The sequence below is a fragment of the Roseitalea sp. genome (genome assembly GCF_984466335.1).
Genome location: NZ_CFIFWG010000027.1, coordinates 9,597 through 23,052 on the forward strand (window position 1 = coordinate 9,597; position 13,456 = coordinate 23,052).

18 protein-coding genes, 1 other RNA gene and 1 pseudogene are annotated in these 13,456 nt (G+C 68.2%); 5 read left to right on the forward strand and 15 right to left on the reverse strand.

Translation table 11 applies throughout. The features are described 5' to 3' along the window. From AC5E6L_RS04195 to AC5E6L_RS04210, 4 genes are all read right to left on the reverse strand, one after another. Positions 1 to 1,004: UCP034077 family protein (locus AC5E6L_RS04195; protein ID WP_491771480.1), on the reverse strand; the 1,004-nt coding region annotated here is incomplete at its 3' end. 4 nt (positions 1,005 to 1,008) lie between these two features. After that, the gene (gene tolR, locus AC5E6L_RS04200; protein ID WP_491771482.1) at positions 1,009 to 1,458 is read right to left on the reverse strand and encodes a protein TolR; all 450 of its coding nucleotides are present in this window, start codon (positions 1,456 to 1,458) and stop codon (positions 1,009 to 1,011) included. Between the two features lie 9 nt (positions 1,459 to 1,467). Next, on the reverse strand, positions 1,468 to 2,193 hold the full coding sequence (tolQ, locus tag AC5E6L_RS04205) for a protein TolQ (protein WP_491230623.1): 726 nt from the start codon (positions 2,191 to 2,193) through the stop codon (positions 1,468 to 1,470). A 171-nt stretch (positions 2,194 to 2,364) separates the two neighbouring features. Further along, on the reverse strand, positions 2,365 to 2,838 hold the full coding sequence (locus AC5E6L_RS04210; protein ID WP_491230624.1) for a YbgC/FadM family acyl-CoA thioesterase: 474 nt from the start codon (positions 2,836 to 2,838) through the stop codon (positions 2,365 to 2,367). Positions 2,839 to 2,891: 53 nt separating this feature from the next. Here AC5E6L_RS04210 and AC5E6L_RS04215 point away from each other — a divergent pair, with 53 nt between their 5' ends. Beyond that, the gene (locus tag AC5E6L_RS04215) at positions 2,892 to 4,121 is read left to right on the forward strand and encodes a glycoside hydrolase family 5 protein (RefSeq protein WP_491771485.1); all 1,230 of its coding nucleotides are present in this window, start codon (positions 2,892 to 2,894) and stop codon (positions 4,119 to 4,121) included. Positions 4,122 to 4,244: 123 nt separating this feature from the next. On the opposite strand, the gene ruvB is transcribed toward AC5E6L_RS04215, so the two are convergent. From ruvB to ruvC, 6 genes and pseudogenes are all read right to left on the reverse strand, one after another. Continuing rightward, the gene (ruvB, locus tag AC5E6L_RS04220) at positions 4,245 to 5,285 is read right to left on the reverse strand and encodes a Holliday junction branch migration DNA helicase RuvB (protein WP_491771487.1); all 1,041 of its coding nucleotides are present in this window, start codon (positions 5,283 to 5,285) and stop codon (positions 4,245 to 4,247) included. After that, positions 5,282 to 5,686, reverse strand: a complete 405-nt coding sequence (locus AC5E6L_RS04225; protein ID WP_491771489.1) for a type II toxin-antitoxin system VapC family toxin — start codon at positions 5,684 to 5,686, stop codon at positions 5,282 to 5,284. The genes ruvB and AC5E6L_RS04225 overlap by 4 nt, the downstream gene beginning before the upstream one ends. Next, positions 5,683 to 5,967, reverse strand: a complete 285-nt coding sequence (locus tag AC5E6L_RS04230) for an AbrB/MazE/SpoVT family DNA-binding domain-containing protein (protein ID WP_491771491.1) — start codon at positions 5,965 to 5,967, stop codon at positions 5,683 to 5,685. Before AC5E6L_RS04230 ends, AC5E6L_RS04225 begins: the two co-directional genes overlap by 4 nt. 60 nt (positions 5,968 to 6,027) lie before the next feature. Next, positions 6,028 to 6,642 (reverse strand): Holliday junction branch migration protein RuvA, encoded by a 615-nt coding sequence (ruvA, locus tag AC5E6L_RS04235; protein ID WP_491771493.1) that lies wholly within the window; start codon positions 6,640 to 6,642, stop codon positions 6,028 to 6,030. After that, positions 6,639 to 6,800 (reverse strand): annotated as a pseudogene (locus AC5E6L_RS04240) (DNA-binding protein); the annotation flags it as partial. The pseudogene AC5E6L_RS04240 and the gene ruvA, both read right to left, overlap by 4 nt. Before the next feature lie 206 nt (positions 6,801 to 7,006). Beyond that, positions 7,007 to 7,510, reverse strand: coding sequence for a crossover junction endodeoxyribonuclease RuvC (gene ruvC / locus AC5E6L_RS04245; protein ID WP_491230690.1), 504 nt, complete (start codon positions 7,508 to 7,510; stop codon positions 7,007 to 7,009). 191 nt (positions 7,511 to 7,701) lie between these two features. On the opposite strand from ruvC, the gene AC5E6L_RS04250 reads away from it, so the two are divergent. Then, the gene (locus AC5E6L_RS04250) at positions 7,702 to 8,403 is read left to right on the forward strand and encodes a TSUP family transporter (protein WP_491771495.1); all 702 of its coding nucleotides are present in this window, start codon (positions 7,702 to 7,704) and stop codon (positions 8,401 to 8,403) included. A 55-nt stretch (positions 8,404 to 8,458) separates the two neighbouring features. After that, complete coding sequence (locus AC5E6L_RS04255) at positions 8,459 to 9,253, forward strand: PIG-L family deacetylase (protein ID WP_491230692.1); 795 nt, start codon at positions 8,459 to 8,461, stop codon at positions 9,251 to 9,253. Positions 9,254 to 9,266: 13 nt separating this feature from the next. Here the strand turns inward: AC5E6L_RS04255 and AC5E6L_RS04260 are convergent, their stop codons facing one another. Then, entirely contained in the window at positions 9,267 to 10,019 is a 753-nt protein-coding gene (locus tag AC5E6L_RS04260) for a YebC/PmpR family DNA-binding transcriptional regulator (RefSeq protein ID WP_491771497.1), read from the reverse strand. 90 nt (positions 10,020 to 10,109) lie between these two features. Between AC5E6L_RS04260 and AC5E6L_RS04265 the strand changes: the two genes are divergently transcribed. Together AC5E6L_RS04265 and AC5E6L_RS04270 are read left to right on the forward strand one after the other, a co-directional pair. Continuing rightward, entirely contained in the window at positions 10,110 to 10,391 is a 282-nt protein-coding gene (locus AC5E6L_RS04265) for a hypothetical protein (protein ID WP_491229426.1), read from the forward strand. A gap of 99 nt (positions 10,392 to 10,490) precedes the next feature. Further along, positions 10,491 to 11,336, forward strand: coding sequence for an MBL fold metallo-hydrolase (locus AC5E6L_RS04270; RefSeq protein ID WP_491229425.1), 846 nt, complete (start codon positions 10,491 to 10,493; stop codon positions 11,334 to 11,336). Between the two features lie 115 nt (positions 11,337 to 11,451). On the opposite strand, the gene AC5E6L_RS04275 is transcribed toward AC5E6L_RS04270, so the two are convergent. From AC5E6L_RS04275 to AC5E6L_RS04290, 4 genes are all read right to left on the reverse strand, one after another. Continuing rightward, the gene (locus tag AC5E6L_RS04275) at positions 11,452 to 12,273 is read right to left on the reverse strand and encodes a TIGR00282 family metallophosphoesterase (RefSeq protein ID WP_491229424.1); all 822 of its coding nucleotides are present in this window, start codon (positions 12,271 to 12,273) and stop codon (positions 11,452 to 11,454) included. 10 nt (positions 12,274 to 12,283) lie between these two features. After that, complete coding sequence (locus tag AC5E6L_RS04280) at positions 12,284 to 12,868, reverse strand: 5-formyltetrahydrofolate cyclo-ligase (protein ID WP_491771500.1); 585 nt, start codon at positions 12,866 to 12,868, stop codon at positions 12,284 to 12,286. 45 nt (positions 12,869 to 12,913) lie between these two features. Beyond that, positions 12,914 to 13,069, reverse strand: a non-coding RNA gene (gene ssrS, locus AC5E6L_RS04285) — 6S RNA. A gap of 124 nt (positions 13,070 to 13,193) precedes the next feature. Beyond that, the coding region (locus AC5E6L_RS04290; protein ID WP_491771502.1) for a cell division protein ZapA at positions 13,194 to 13,456 on the reverse strand (263 nt) is incomplete at its 5' end.

The following is a 13,456-nucleotide window of genomic DNA, read 5'->3' on the forward strand; positions in this document are numbered from 1 at the left end:
TACTTGTCCGCCGGCAGGCGGAAGCCGTTCAGGCCGCAGCGCAGCACCGCGCGCCGCGCGCTCTCGTCCGCCTGGCGGTTGCCCGAACTGCTGGTGACCGTGGGTCGGCCTTCGACCATGCCGGAACGGTCGAGCCTGAACTGCACAGACACGCGCAGATCGGCGGCGTCGATCACCCCGGCGGGCGGGTTCCAGCAGGCCTGGATCTGGGCGCGCAGCGCGTCCATCTCGCTCTGGGTGAGCGTGGTGCCACCGGTCGAGCGTTCGCCGCCGAGCGAGGCTGTCCGCTCGGAGGCCGCAGCGCCGCCGCCCGAGCCGCGCTCGCGGTTCAAAAGGTTGGCGATCGCGTCGGTCTCGGCCGGATCGGGCGTTTCCGGCGTGTCGGCCGCCGCCCGTTCGCGCGGCACGTCCTCGTTGCGCCGGTTGGGCGTCTGGGCGGTCTGTGCCGGCGGGCGTTCGGGCCGTGCGGCGGGCGACGGCAGCTCTTGCGGCAGTTGCACGAATTCGGGCGCGGGCTCTGCCGCTTCGATCGCTTCCTGCACGGGATCGGGGGCGACCCGTCGAGCGGGTTCGGGCTCTGGCGCCAGCTCGGTCGCCGGCGTCGCCGGCGCTTCGGGCGCAGGTTCGGGCCGCGGCCCCGGTTCCGGCCTTTGCGCCGGCGTCGGGGCGGGGACATCGACCGGCTCGGGCAGGCGCGCTTCCTCGACCTCGACGGGCCGCTGCTCGTCGGTCTCGGGGGTCGCCTGGTCGCGCTCATTGTCGCCGATATTGACCGCCTCGGGCTCCGGTTCGGGCGTGGTGGCCGGCTCGGGTGCGGCCGGTTCGAGCGAGGGCGCCTCGTCCGCGCCTTGCTGCACCTGCGTGATCTCGGCCAGACTGACCAGCTCCACCGGCAGCGCCTCGACATCATCGACCTCGAAGGTCTCGGGTTCGCCGAGCGCGATCAGGCCCCAGCCCAGAACCAGCGCATGCAGCGCGGTCGATGTCGCAAGGCTGGCCCGCATCGCCTCAGCCGTCCTGTTCCTGAAGCGTCACCAGGCCGAGGTTGCGGTAGCCTGCCTGGTTGATCCGGCCCATGACCGCCATGACCGCGCCATAGTCGGTGACCCGGTCGGCGCGGATATAGATGCGCTCGTCATAGCCGGTTCGGGCGATGGCTTCCAGGCGCGGCACCACATCGTCGATGGCGATCTCGGTTTCCTGGATGAAGACCTGGCCCTCATTGGTGATCGAAATGGTGATCGGCTGGGTGTCCGAATTGAGCTGCTGGGCGCGGCTTTCGGGCAGGTCGATCGGCACGCCGACCGTCAAGAGGGGTGCTGCGACCATGAAGATGATCAGAAGCACCAGCATCACGTCCACGAATGGCGTGACGTTGATCTCGGAGATGGGCCGGGCGACGACGGGGCGCCGGTTGCGTTTGCGGCGCGAAACCCAGCTTGAGGCGGTGCCGGACATGGGGCGCTCCTATTGGGCGGCCTGGCGCTGGCCCTGGCCCGCGCGTTCGTCGATCTGCCGCGACAGGATGGCCGAGAACTCGTCGGCGAAGGCTTCCATGCGGGCGCCGATCTTGCCGGCCTCGTTGATCAGCTTGTTGTAGGCGACGAGCGCCGGAATGGCCGCGACAAGCCCGAGCGCGGTCGCCAGAAGCGCCTCGGCGATGCCCGGCGCGACGACGGCGAGGTTGGTCGATTCCGAGCCGGCGATCGCCTGGAACGAGGTCATGATGCCGATCACCGTGCCGAAAAGGCCCACATAGACCGCCACCGAGCCGACCGAGGCCAGAAAGCCCAGCCGGCTTTCCAGGCGTTCCATCTCGCGGCCGAGCGCGACATCCATCGCCCTGTCGATGCGGCTTTGCAGGCTGATCGGCGAGCGGGCGCCCCGCTCGAAAGACGTCTTCCATTCGCGCATGGCCGCAACGAACAGCGCGCCCATGCCGGTGACATGGCGGTCGGTCAGGGTGCCGTAGAGCTCTTCGAGCGACTGGCCGGACCAGAAGTGCTCCTCGAAGCGCGCAAGCTGGCGGCGCATGCGGCCATAGGCCACCGACTTGTCGACGATGATGGCCCAGCTCCAGACCGAGGCGGCCAGAAGGCCCATCATCACCGCCTTGACGATCCAGCCGGCCTGCATGAACAGGCCGTAGATCGACATGTCGTGGGCGGGCGCGGCCAGCGGTATCGTTTCCATGTCGTGTCCTTGAATGCGGTCGGCGGCCTCACTCCCCGGGGGCAATGCGATGCGCTGCGCCCGACCCCGCCGATGGTGATCAGGCTTTCGAGCACAAATTCGGTCAAACGATGGCGACCGCGAGGCCGGCACCGCCGCGTCCGTTTATCAGTTGTTATCCTTAAGGATCGGTTAGGACAGCCGGGTTGCGAGCAGGGCCGACCACTCACGCGGCATGCGCTGCGGCTTGCCCGCATCCGAGACCAGGGCCGCGGTCACCCGGGCGGCGATCAGGGTCCGTGCGCCGCGCCGGACGGTCTGGGCCATGACGATGCGCGCCCCGTGCAGTTCGGCGAGACGCGTTTCCACCGAGACGATGTCGTCGATGCGGGCGGCGGCGAGAAAATCGATGTCCATGTGGCGCACGACCCAGAAGAGGGGGGCCGGCCGGCCGGCAAGCTCTGTGTGACGGACCCCGAGGCAGCGCAGATAGTCCGAGCGCCCGCGTTCGAGCAGTTCGAGATAGCGCGCATGATAGACCGCGCCGGAGAAGTCCGTGTCGGCGTAATAGATGCGCGCGGCAAAGCCATGAACGCCGTTTTCGAGGCGGCCGTCGAGCGGCGCCGTGGGCGGTATGGGTTTACCATCGCGGGCGGTTTCGGTCATTGCGGCGTGCGCTCCATGGTAGAAGGCAGGCTTCTCATTGGAAGTCCGCCGCCATGATTGCAAGCCTGCGCGTCGCGCTGATCGTCATTCTCGCCCTTGCCGCGACGCCTGCCGCTGCGGCGATTTTCGAGGCGCGCCGGTCGATCTCGATGGATCTGTGGGTGGCGTGGCCGGACATCGGCCGCTGGACCGATGCCGAAGTGGTCGGCGCCTTTCCCGAATGGCGGCGGCATGTCGCAGCGGGCGATTTCGTGCGCCTGAAGGCGGCCGGGTTCGACACGATCCGCCTGCCGGTCGAGCCCGCTTTCCTTTTGCACGATGACGATCCGGCGCGGCACGCGACGATCCTTGCCGGCATCGATGCCGCCATCGCCATGATCGTCGAAAACGGGCTGAAGGCGATCGTCGACCTGCACGCGATCCCGCGCGGCGAGGGCTATGCGGGCATCGGGCAATTGATGGATGACGAGGCGCTGTTTGACCGCTATGTCCGGCTTGTCGCGGACGTGGCGGAACATCTTGCGCCATGGCCGGCCACGCAGGTGGCGCTGGAAGTGATCAACGAGCCGACGCTCGATTGCCGTGATCGCGACGACCAGGCGCGCTGGGCGGATCGGCTGGCCCAACTGCACCGCGCGGCGCGGGCGGCCAACGAAGATATCGCGCTGGTGCTGACCGGCGCCTGCTGGGGCTCGGCGGACGGGCTGGCCGCGCTCGATCCGGCGGTGATCGGCGACGACAATGTGATCTGGACGTTCCATTCCTACGAGCCGTTCATCGCCACCCATCAGGGCGCCGGCTGGGTCGATCACCGTGTGCGTCATCTGCGCGACATTCCCTGGCCGCCCGGCGCGGTGTCGGAGGCCCGGTGGGCCGCCGTGATCGCGGGCAACGAGGCCCGTATTCGCACGGCGCTCGACGGCGGGGACGAGCGGGAGGCGCTGGCGTTTCTTTACGATCACGCCGGCCGGCTGCGCCGCCAGCCGGCCGATGCGCTGCTCGCGCCGCCCTTTGACACCGTCGCCGCCTGGGCCGATGCCCACGGCATCGCCCGCGCGCGCATCCTTCTGGGCGAGTTCGGCATGATCGGCCGCGAATGGGGCACCGATCTCGATGTGCCGGCGCGGTACAGGCTGGCCTATATGCGCGCCATGATCGCCCAGGCCGAGGCGCGCGGCTTTGCCTGGTCCGTCTGGTCGTTCGGCGGTGCGTTCGGGTTGGTGCAGGGCTATGGCGGCGAACCGCTGGCGGAGCCGCTCTATGATCAACTGATCTGGCGCTGACGGATTGAGGCGGCCCCGGCTGCGCGGATGGCGCCGCCAGGCCACGGCCTTATGACGCAGAACTGGTTGGCGGCTTTATGGGCTGTCGCCCGGTCGTTCGAGCCCGGTTGTGGCGCCTCCCGTCTACTCCCCCTCGTCGAACAGGCCGGCCTGCACGGTGGCTAGGTCGGCGGGGGCTGTCAGGCCCAGATGGCCCCAGGCATTGGCGGTCAGGATGCGGCCGCGCGGGGTGCGCTGGATGAAGCCCTGCTGGATCAGGTACGGCTCGATGATGTCCTCGATGGCGTCACGCGGCTCGGACAGGGCCGCAGCGATCGTCTCAATGCCGACCGGGCCGCCGCCGAAATTGCGCGCGATCTGGTCCAGATAGCGCCGGTCGAGTTCATCAAGGCCGATGGAATCCACTTCGAGTCGCGACAGGGCGCGGTCGGCGACGGTGCGGTCGACCCGGACGCTGCCCGCAACGTCGGCGAAATCGCGCACGCGGCGCAAAAGCCGGCCGGCGATGCGTGGCGTGCCCCGCGCGCGCGCGGCGATCTCGCGGGCGCCGTCGTCGCCCATCGGCAGGCCCATGATGCGGGCACCGCGCGCAACGATCGTCTCCAGTTCCTCGACGGTGTAGAAACCGAGCCGGACCGGGATGCCGAACCGGTCGCGCAGCGGCGTCGTCAGAAGGCCGAGGCGGGTCGTCGCGGCGACCAGGGTGAATTGGGCCAGATCGATCTTGACCGAGCGCGCCGCCGGCCCCTCGCCGATGATCAGGTCGAGCTGGAAATCCTCCATGGCCGGATAGAGGATCTCCTCGACGGCCGGGTTGAGCCGGTGGATCTCGTCGATGAACAGCACATCGCGCTCTTCGAGATTGGTCAGAAGCGCGGCGAGATCCCCCGCCTTGGCGATCACCGGGCCGGAGGTGGCGCGGAAACCGACGCCCAGCTCGTGCGCCATGATCTGGGCCAGCGTCGTCTTGCCCAGGCCCGGCGGGCCGACGAACAGCACATGGTCGAGCGCCTCGCCGCGCTTCTTCGCCGCCTCGATGAAGACTTTCAGATTGGAACGGGCGGCCGCCTGGCCGGTGAAATCGTCGAGCGTGCGCGGCCGCAGCGAGGTGTCGGCGTCCTCGTCGCGCCTGTCGGCGGCGATCAGGCGGGCCGGCTCGGTCATTGCAGCGGTTCCATGCCGGATACGGTCTTGGCAGCACGCCTGTCGAGGGTGACCGTCGCTTCGCAATCCATTGTTTCAGCAAGCCCGGCAATCAAGGCATCGGCGAAATCGGCATTTCGATCGCAAACCAGTCTTATCGCCCGAACCACGATGTCGTGATTTTCAATCGTAACGCCTCGGATGCGCAAGATACGCTGGATCGCATCCATCGACGCGCGCCGCGAATAGCCGTATTGAGACCGCAAGGCCCAATCGATTTCGAGCAGGCTGACAATTGTGATCTGGCCCATCACTTCCGTGTTCAGTCGCCGGCCAAATCGCACAACGGCTTCCCGTTGCAGCGGATCGCCGTCAACGAGCAGGCGCAGCAGAACATTGGTATCGATACAGACTCGTCTCAAGCCGCGCCTTCTTTGGTCTTGATGTCATCGGTCGCCGCGTTTTGCCCCCCATGGCGGGCGATTGTTTCGTCGATCTGCGCAAGTCCGGCAGGACCGTTTGGCGGCTCACCGAGATAGCCTGCAAGATCGACGAAATCGATGGATTTCGGTGTGAGAACCACTCCACCCCCTGTCACGGTGTAGACGATCGTGTCACCTTGCTTGAGGCCCAGCTTGTCACGGACTGCCTTGGGCACGGTCACCTGGCCCTTCGATGTCATCGTGGCTTCTTCGCGGATCATCGGTTTCTCCTTACTTTTTCAGTGTAGTAAGGATGGTTGTACTGGACAAGGAAAAGCCGTTCACCGCGCCAGCTCCTTCAGGCCCTGGCGGATCAGCGTCGCGCTGTCGGCGTTCTCGCCGGCCTGTCTGAGCGCGGCGGCAACGGCATTGGCCGCCTGATCGCGGCCATAGCCGAGATTTGCCAGTGCCGAAACCGCGTCGGTCACGGGGGCGGAGGCGGCGCCCTCGCCCAACTCCCGCTTGAGGCCCGTTGCCGCTGCGGCGTCGCCGGCCAAGGCGGGCGCCCTGGTCTTCAGTTCGGTGACGATGCGCTGGGCGACCTTCGGTCCGATGCCCGGCGCGCGTGCGATCATCGCCCTGTCCTGAAGCGCGATCGCATTGGCCAGATCGGCCGCCGACAGGGTGGACAGCACCGCCAGCGCCACCTTGGCGCCGACGCCCTGGACGCCCTGCAGCAGGCGGAACCATTCGCGTTCGAGCGCCGACTGGAAGCCGAAAAGGCGCAACTGGTCCTCGCGCACATGGGTTTCGATGAACAGGATCGCGGCCTCGCCGGGGGCAAGGCTTGCCAGCGTGCGCGCCGGGCAGAAGGCGACATAGCCGACACCGTGCACGTCGATGATGACATGATCCTCGCCGACCTCGTCCACCATGCCCCTGAGCTTGCCGATCACGGGTGCGTGTCCGGCGCGATGATGGCGAGGTCGGGGAAATGGGTGCGAAAGCCCGGCGGGTGGCGCGTCAGCAGGGCATAACCGCGAATGGCGGCATGGGCGCCGATCAGAAAATCGGGGAGCGTGCGCTCGCCTCGTCCGCCAAGTTCCGACCAGACGATGGGCGACGGCGCGGTCGTTGCCGACACAAAGCCCGTTTTCATCGCCCGGGCCGGCCATCCCGTGCGATAGCTCCCGCCCGGCTCGATGCCGCGCTTGTCGCCAATGTGCCTGGGGATCGTCACCCGCCCCTTCCTGGTCACGCGCATGGGTTGGGCATCACATAGCGGCCAAAATGGAACAAGTCAAGAACAAAGAGTGTGGATCAGCATGCCGCCAGCCGCCGTTCCAGCGCGGCGCCGTCGCGATGATGGCCGTGGCAGATGGCGATGGCGAGCGCGTCGGCGGCATCCTCGGTGTCGAACGTCGCCCTGGGCAAAAGCGTGCGCACCATCATGGCGATCTGGGCCTTGCCGCCATGGCCGACGCCGATCACGGCCTTCTTGACCGCGTTGGGCGCATATTCGGCGACCGGCAGGCCGGCGCGCGCGGGGACCAGCATGGCCACGCCCCGCGCCTGACCCAGCTTCAGCGTCGCCGTAGCGTCCCTGTTGACGAAGGTCGCCTCGACGGCCGCCTCGTGCGGCGCGTGGGTCTGCAAGACCGCGCCGAGCCGGTCGTGGATCTGGCACAGGCGCGTTGCGAGATCGGCGTGCACGTCGGCGCGCACGGTGCCGGCCCCGACGAAGCCGAGCCGGTTGCCCGCCGCCTCGACGACGCCCCAGCCGGTGCGCCGGAGCCCGGGATCGATGCCGATGATGCGAATCATGTGTCCTGCGCTCTTTCGGGTCCGAGGCTAGACCGTTACCGGCCCCATGTGAACAAAAAGAAAACGGCGCTGCGCCCCGAATCGCGCTTGAGCCGGCGGCCGGGCCGTGCGACAGCCGCGCGGGGAAACCGCGATGGAACTGGTACACGATCGACCCCGGTTCGGCCTTGTGGGCCGTTATGGCCGCCGTGTTGACGGCCGGGGTCGTGCGCGGCTTTTCGGGCTTCGGCACGGCGATGGTCGTCGGCCCCGTCGCGGCCGCCGCCTATTCGCCGCAGACGGCGGTGATCGTCATCGTGATCATCGATTCGCTGCCGATCCTGCCGCTGGTGGTGCCCGCGCTCAGGAAGGTCGATCCGCGCGAGATCGGGCCGGTGGCCGCCGGTTACGCGCTGGCGCTGCCGCTGGGCATCTGGTTCCTGACCGCCGGCGATCCGATCATGTTGCGCTGGTTCATGTCGATGGTGATCTTCCTGGTCGTGCTCGTCCTTTGGAGCGGTTGGCGCTATCGCGGGCCGCGCACCGTCCCCGTGCGCGCGGGGGTGGGCGGCATATCCGGTTTTCTGGGCGGGTCCACCTCCCTTTCGGGCCCGCCGGTGATCCTCTACTGGATGGCGCTGCGCATCGGTGCCGGCTACGTGCGCGCAAACCTTCTCGTCTATCTGTTCATCGCCGAGCTGTTTGCGATCGGCGGCTATTTCCTGAGCGGGCTCCTGACGGCGCCGGCCATCTCGATCGGCATCACCGTCGCGCCCATCTACCTGGCGGGGCTTCTGGTCGGCGGCGCCCTGTTCGGCCGCGCGAGCGAAGCGACCTACAGGCGAATCGCATTGCTGATCGTTCTGTGCGCGGCGGTTCTTGCGATGCCTGTGCTGGACGGGGTGCGCGGTTAACGGCCCGTTCAAAGGCGCCCGCTATGGTCGGCCGCCATCAGGGACGCCGTGGGCCATGGCCGAAACGATCACCGAAAACGCCGTCGTCATCGGCGCCCATCCCGACGACGAACTGCTGTGGTTCACCGCCGTGCTGCGCAAGGCGCGCACGGTCATCATCGTCTATCGCGACTATTGGGCCGATCCGTCGCTGGGCCTGAAGCGCGCCGCGGCCGTGGCCGACCATCCGCACCCCGATGTGCGCTTTCCGGCGCTGCCCGAGCCGGGATCGTTCGGCATGGCGAGCCGGACCGCGCCCGAACCGGACCGTTTCGGCCTGGCGTTCGATGTCCGGACCGTCGCGCTGCGCGAGGCCAAGCGCCGGGCGATGATCGCGGCGTGCCGGCGCGGGAGCGTCGCGCCGGCGCCGGTGCGGCGGCTCTACGAGCAAAGCTTTGTCGATGTGAAGGCGGCGCTGGCACCGCTGCTTGACGGCACGATGAACGTCTTCACCCACAATCCGTGGGGCGAATATGGCCATGAGGATCACGTGCTCGTTCATCGCGCCGTCTGCGACCTCAGGCGGCAGATCGGCTTCACCCAATGGATGCCGCACTATGTGACGCCGCGCTCGATGGCGCTGGCCGAACGCTATCTGGCCGCCGATCCGGCGCCGCCGGTGACGCTGCCGGCCGATATCGCCTATGCGCGCAAGGTCGCCGACCTTTACAGGCGGCACCGGTGCTGGACGTGGCGCGATGACTGGTCGTGGTTCGCGGCCGAGCATTTCTCGCAGGTCACCGACCGCACCGCGCCGGCGGACGGTCCGGGCCGGCATCTGGGCGCGATGAACCTTTTCGCCTTCGACTGACCGCAGGCGCCGGTCAGGCCGACAGGCGCTCCATCACCGTGTCGGAAATGTCCTCGTTGGAATAGACGTTCTGAACGTCGTCATCCTCGTCCAGCGCATCGAGCAGCTTGAACAGCGTGTGCGCCTTGTCTTCCTCGACGGGCGTGCGGTTGTGCGGCTTCCAGACCGCATTGACCGCTTCGGCCTCGCCGAGCGCGCCTTCGAGCGCCCTGGACACGCTGCCCAGATCGGCGAAGGCGCAGGTGACGGTGTGACCGCCCGCGTCGGTCTCGACATCCTCGGCGCCCGCCTCGATGGCCGCTTCCATCACCGCCTCGGCGTCGCCCGCCTCGGACCCGTAGACGATCTCGCCGACCCGGTCGAACATGAAGGAGACCGAGCCGGTCTCGCCCAGTGAGCCGCCATTCTTGGAGAACGCCGCGCGGATGTTGGAGGCCGAGCGGTTCAGATTGTCGGTCAGCGCCTCGACGATGACGGCGACGCCGCCCGGCCCGTAGCCCTCATAGCGCATCTCCTGATAGTCCTCGCCGCCGGCGCCCGTGCCCTTGGTGACGGCGCGCTGGATGTTGTCCTTGGGCATGGACTGGCCCCTGGCGTTCTGGATGGCCAGGCGAAGGCGCGGGTTCATGTCCGGGTCCGAGACGCCGCCGCCCATCTTGACGGCGACCGTGATCTCCTTGGACAGGCGCGAAAACAGCTTCGAGCGCGCCGCGTCCTGCCGCCCCTTGCGGTGCATGATGTTCTTGAACTTGGAATGACCTGCCATGACGGACCCGCTTGTCTTGACGTTTCGGGAATCCGCAGCGCTTTTAGGGGCAAAGCCGGCGCGCGTCCAGCGCCGGCGGGGGGAGGACCCATGACCGAGATCGGCATCGCCGTCGCCGCCGTCGCATTGATGGTCTGGCTGCTGCTGAAGGAGAATTCGCGCCGCGGCGTCAGGACCGTGCGCGCCTATCTGTTCATGAAGGCGCTGGAGGACGGCAAAAGCGTCGGCGAGGCGAACCAGGCGGCCCGTGTCGACCCCAAGAACATGTCGAAGCGGCATATCCACGACACGATGCTTTACCTCAACGCGCACCATCGCGGGCGGCAGGGGCCGCTGATGAAGAAGGCCGAAAAGGCCGGGTTGCAATGGTGAGGAAAGGGCGGGGGACAATAAGGCCGGATTGAACTGGTCGGGCGCAGCCGGCGATCTATCTGGAAGGGAACGATCCGAAGCCGGCTCCGGGGAGTTCCGATGCGCTTTCAATTCGCCTGTGTCGCGGCCGCAGCAGTGACGGCCGCTTTCCTGCTCGCCGCGCCCGCCGCCGCGCAGACCGGTGACGGGGGGCAGCCGGTCAGCCAGTGCCTGGCCATCGCGCAGGCGCCGCCGCGCATCGTGCACGTCTCGGCGCCCGCCAGCCCCCTCGCCGTAGACGGCGACGTGACGATCACGTTCGCCGGCCATTCCACCTACCGCATCGTCACGCCGGCCGGCGTGACGATCGCGACCGACTTTTCCGGCGTCTACGGCCACACGCCGACGCCGCGCGTGATCACCATGAACAGGGCGCATTCGACCCATTTCACGCTCAATCCGGACCCTGCGATCGAGGTGGTGCTGCCGGGCTGGGACGATGGCGATCCCGATGGCGCCGATCATGACGTGGTGGTCGGCGATGTCTATGTGCGCAACGTGACCACGGACATTCGCCGCTGGGATTTGGGCGGGCTGACCGCGAACCAGAACTCGATCTTCATCTTCGAGGTGGCGGGGCTGTGCATCGGCCATCTGGGCCATCTGCACCATAGGCTGACCGACGATCATTTCGCGCAGATCGGCCGGCTCGACGTGCTGATGGTTCCCGTCGATGGCGGGCTGACCATGGCGCATGATGGGATGGCCGAGATCACCGCGCGCCTGAGGTCCTCGGTCGTCCTGCCGATGCATCTGCGCGGCAATGCGATCGACCGGTTCATGTCCCTGATGGGGCCGGACTGGGCCGTCGACGTCCTCGACGGCGATACCGTCACCGTCAATGTGCGCGATCTGCCGCGGCGGCCGACGATCATGGTGCCGGCGAGCTTGGCGCGGCGCGGGTGAGCGGCGCGATTGCCGGGTTCGATGGGCGGCTGGACGCGCCGGCGCACAGGATCGCGGATCGGGACGGTCTCGCTTCGCCGCCTGCGCCCTGAGGGATGCGCGAACGGGCATCCGCTCACCACCAGTCGGGCATCGTTTCGGCGAGCCGCGGTCCGATGCGCACGGGCGCGATCCTCTCGCACAGGCCGGTCCGGTCGCTGATGTCGGCCGCGACGCCGCACAGCGTGCCGGGACCGGTCGCCGCCTCGAAGCGCCCCCTTGGCACCTTGGTCAGGAAGCGGTTGAGCGGCTCCTCCTTGTCCATGCCCAGCGAATGGCCGTAATCGCCGCACATGCCCACGTCCGAGATGTAGCCGGTGCCGCCGTCGAGGATCATGTGGTCGGCGGTCGGCGTGTGGGTATGGGTTCCGGCCACAAGGCTCGCCCGGCCGTCGACGAAATGGGCAAAGCAGACCTTCTCGGACGTCGCCTCGGCGTGGAAGTCGAAGATCACGCAATCGAAGTCGCGGCCCAGCCCGCCGTCTTCGAGCTGGCGCGCGGCGGCGGCGAACGGATCGTCCAGGTCGGGCGCCATGAACACCCGGCCCATGATGTTGGCGACCATGACACGGGCGCCGTTGCGGGCCTCGAAGACGCCCATGCCCTTGCCCGGCGTGCCGCCCGGATAGTTGGCCGGGCGCAGAAAGCGCGGCTGGCGGTCGGCGAAGACGAGCGCCTCGCGCTGGTCCCAGACATGGTTGCCGGTGGTCATCACGTCGGCGCCGGCGTCGAGCGTGTCGGTCAGGATCTGCTCGGTCACGCCGAAGCCGCCGGCCGCGTTCTCGCCATTGACGATGACGAAGTCGACGGCGTGGTCGGCGATCAGGCCCGGCAGACGGTCGAAGACGACGGTCCGCCCGGAGCGGCCCACCATGTCCCCCAGAAAAAGCAATCTCATGGGATTGCCTCTAACGCCGCCGCGCGAAATCCTGCAAGCCGTTTTCCGTCAGCACCGCGTGCAGCGGCACATCGTGCGGCGCGGCGGGCACATATGCCACGCGCTGGCATTCGAAGGCCAGGCCGATCAGCCGGGGCCGCCGTCCCGCCGCGCGCAGACGGGCGATCGCCCGGTCGTAATGGCCGGCGCCATAGCCGATCCGGTTGCCGCTTGCGTCGAAGGCGGCGAGCGGCAGGAGCATGATGTCGGGGTCGATCGCTTCCGCCTCGGGACCGGGCGCCATGGTGCCGAAGCCGCCCGGCGCGAGGGGCGCGGCGGGATCGTATCGGCGAAAGACGATGGTCGTCCGGTCGAGCACGGCGGGCAGCGCGATGGTCGCGCCTTTGGCGGCGAGCGCGTCCGTCAGCGGGCGGGGATCGATCTCCGAGCGGATCGGCCAGAAGGCGGAGACGGCCGCTGTCGCCCGCGGCGCGAGCGCCTCGGCGTGGCGTGCAAGAACACGGGCAGCGCGCAGGCGCGCCTGCGGGGCAAGAGCGTCGCGGCGGGCCAGGGTCCGGGCGCGGATGGTGGCCTTGTCGGCCCCGGTCTGGTCCATTCTTCTCCCTGCCGGGCGCGTGTGTCCCGGCCCTGCCGGTGGCGGTTGCCGACCGCGACAGTCGGTGGAGCGCGGCATCCCGGGAACCTACCGAAGCAGGTGGGTGCCGGATGTCCGGGCCCACGGGCCCGGTCAGCGCCAGCTCCCTTAGGATGCGTAAGGCCCCGGGGAATTGTCTCCTGCCGCAAAGCGCAGTCGGCGCGACCTGTATAGAGCAATTGCAGCGAAGGTGGGAACCGGTTTCGCTGCAATTGCTGCCAAGCCTGTCGCCGAAGGGCCGCCCGGCGCCGCGCGCTCTGTCGAGCGCGAACACGAACCTTGCGCCTCAAGACACCTTGGCGGCGATCGTTTCGATCTTGTCTGCGAGCGCGCCCAGCCGTTCGGCCAGCATCGCTTCGATCCTGCCGGCCTTGCCCAGCGCATCGTCGCGCGTCCTGCGGACCCCTTCGAGCTCGGTCTCCAGGCCCGTGACGCGCACTTGCATCTCCGCAAGCTCGTCCATGATCATGATGCCGGCCATCACCGTCAGCCGCAGGTCGCCGATCTCGCCGAACGACGTCTTCAGGTGCGCGACATATTTGTCGAGCC

What these genes read in the sequence shown, in the direction of transcription:
- AC5E6L_RS04255 (WP_491230692.1), top strand. Translation starts at nt 8,459, where the DNA reads ATGGCCGAAACGATCACCGAAAACGCCGTCGTCATCGGCGCCCATCCC.
- AC5E6L_RS04215 (WP_491771485.1), top strand. Translation starts at nt 2,892, where the DNA reads ATGATTGCAAGCCTGCGCGTCGCGCTGATCGTCATTCTCGCCCTTGCC.
- tolR (WP_491771482.1), bottom strand. Translation starts at nt 1,458, where the DNA reads ATGTCCGGCACCGCCTCAAGCTGGGTTTCGCGCCGCAAACGCAACCGG.
- AC5E6L_RS04230 (WP_491771491.1), bottom strand. Translation starts at nt 5,967, where the DNA reads ATGATCCGCGAAGAAGCCACGATGACATCGAAGGGCCAGGTGACCGTG.
- AC5E6L_RS04265 (WP_491229426.1), top strand. Translation starts at nt 10,110, where the DNA reads ATGACCGAGATCGGCATCGCCGTCGCCGCCGTCGCATTGATGGTCTGG.
- AC5E6L_RS04260 (WP_491771497.1), bottom strand. Translation starts at nt 10,019, where the DNA reads ATGGCAGGTCATTCCAAGTTCAAGAACATCATGCACCGCAAGGGGCGG.
- ruvC (WP_491230690.1), bottom strand. Translation starts at nt 7,510, where the DNA reads ATGATTCGCATCATCGGCATCGATCCCGGGCTCCGGCGCACCGGCTGG.
- AC5E6L_RS04280 (WP_491771500.1), bottom strand. Translation starts at nt 12,868, where the DNA reads ATGGACCAGACCGGGGCCGACAAGGCCACCATCCGCGCCCGGACCCTG.
- tolQ (WP_491230623.1), bottom strand. Translation starts at nt 2,193, where the DNA reads ATGGAAACGATACCGCTGGCCGCGCCCGCCCACGACATGTCGATCTAC.
- ruvB (WP_491771487.1), bottom strand. Translation starts at nt 5,285, where the DNA reads ATGACCGAGCCGGCCCGCCTGATCGCCGCCGACAGGCGCGACGAGGAC.
- AC5E6L_RS04275 (WP_491229424.1), bottom strand. Translation starts at nt 12,273, where the DNA reads ATGAGATTGCTTTTTCTGGGGGACATGGTGGGCCGCTCCGGGCGGACC.
- AC5E6L_RS04270 (WP_491229425.1), top strand. Translation starts at nt 10,491, where the DNA reads ATGCGCTTTCAATTCGCCTGTGTCGCGGCCGCAGCAGTGACGGCCGCT.
- AC5E6L_RS04210 (WP_491230624.1), bottom strand. Translation starts at nt 2,838, where the DNA reads ATGACCGAAACCGCCCGCGATGGTAAACCCATACCGCCCACGGCGCCG.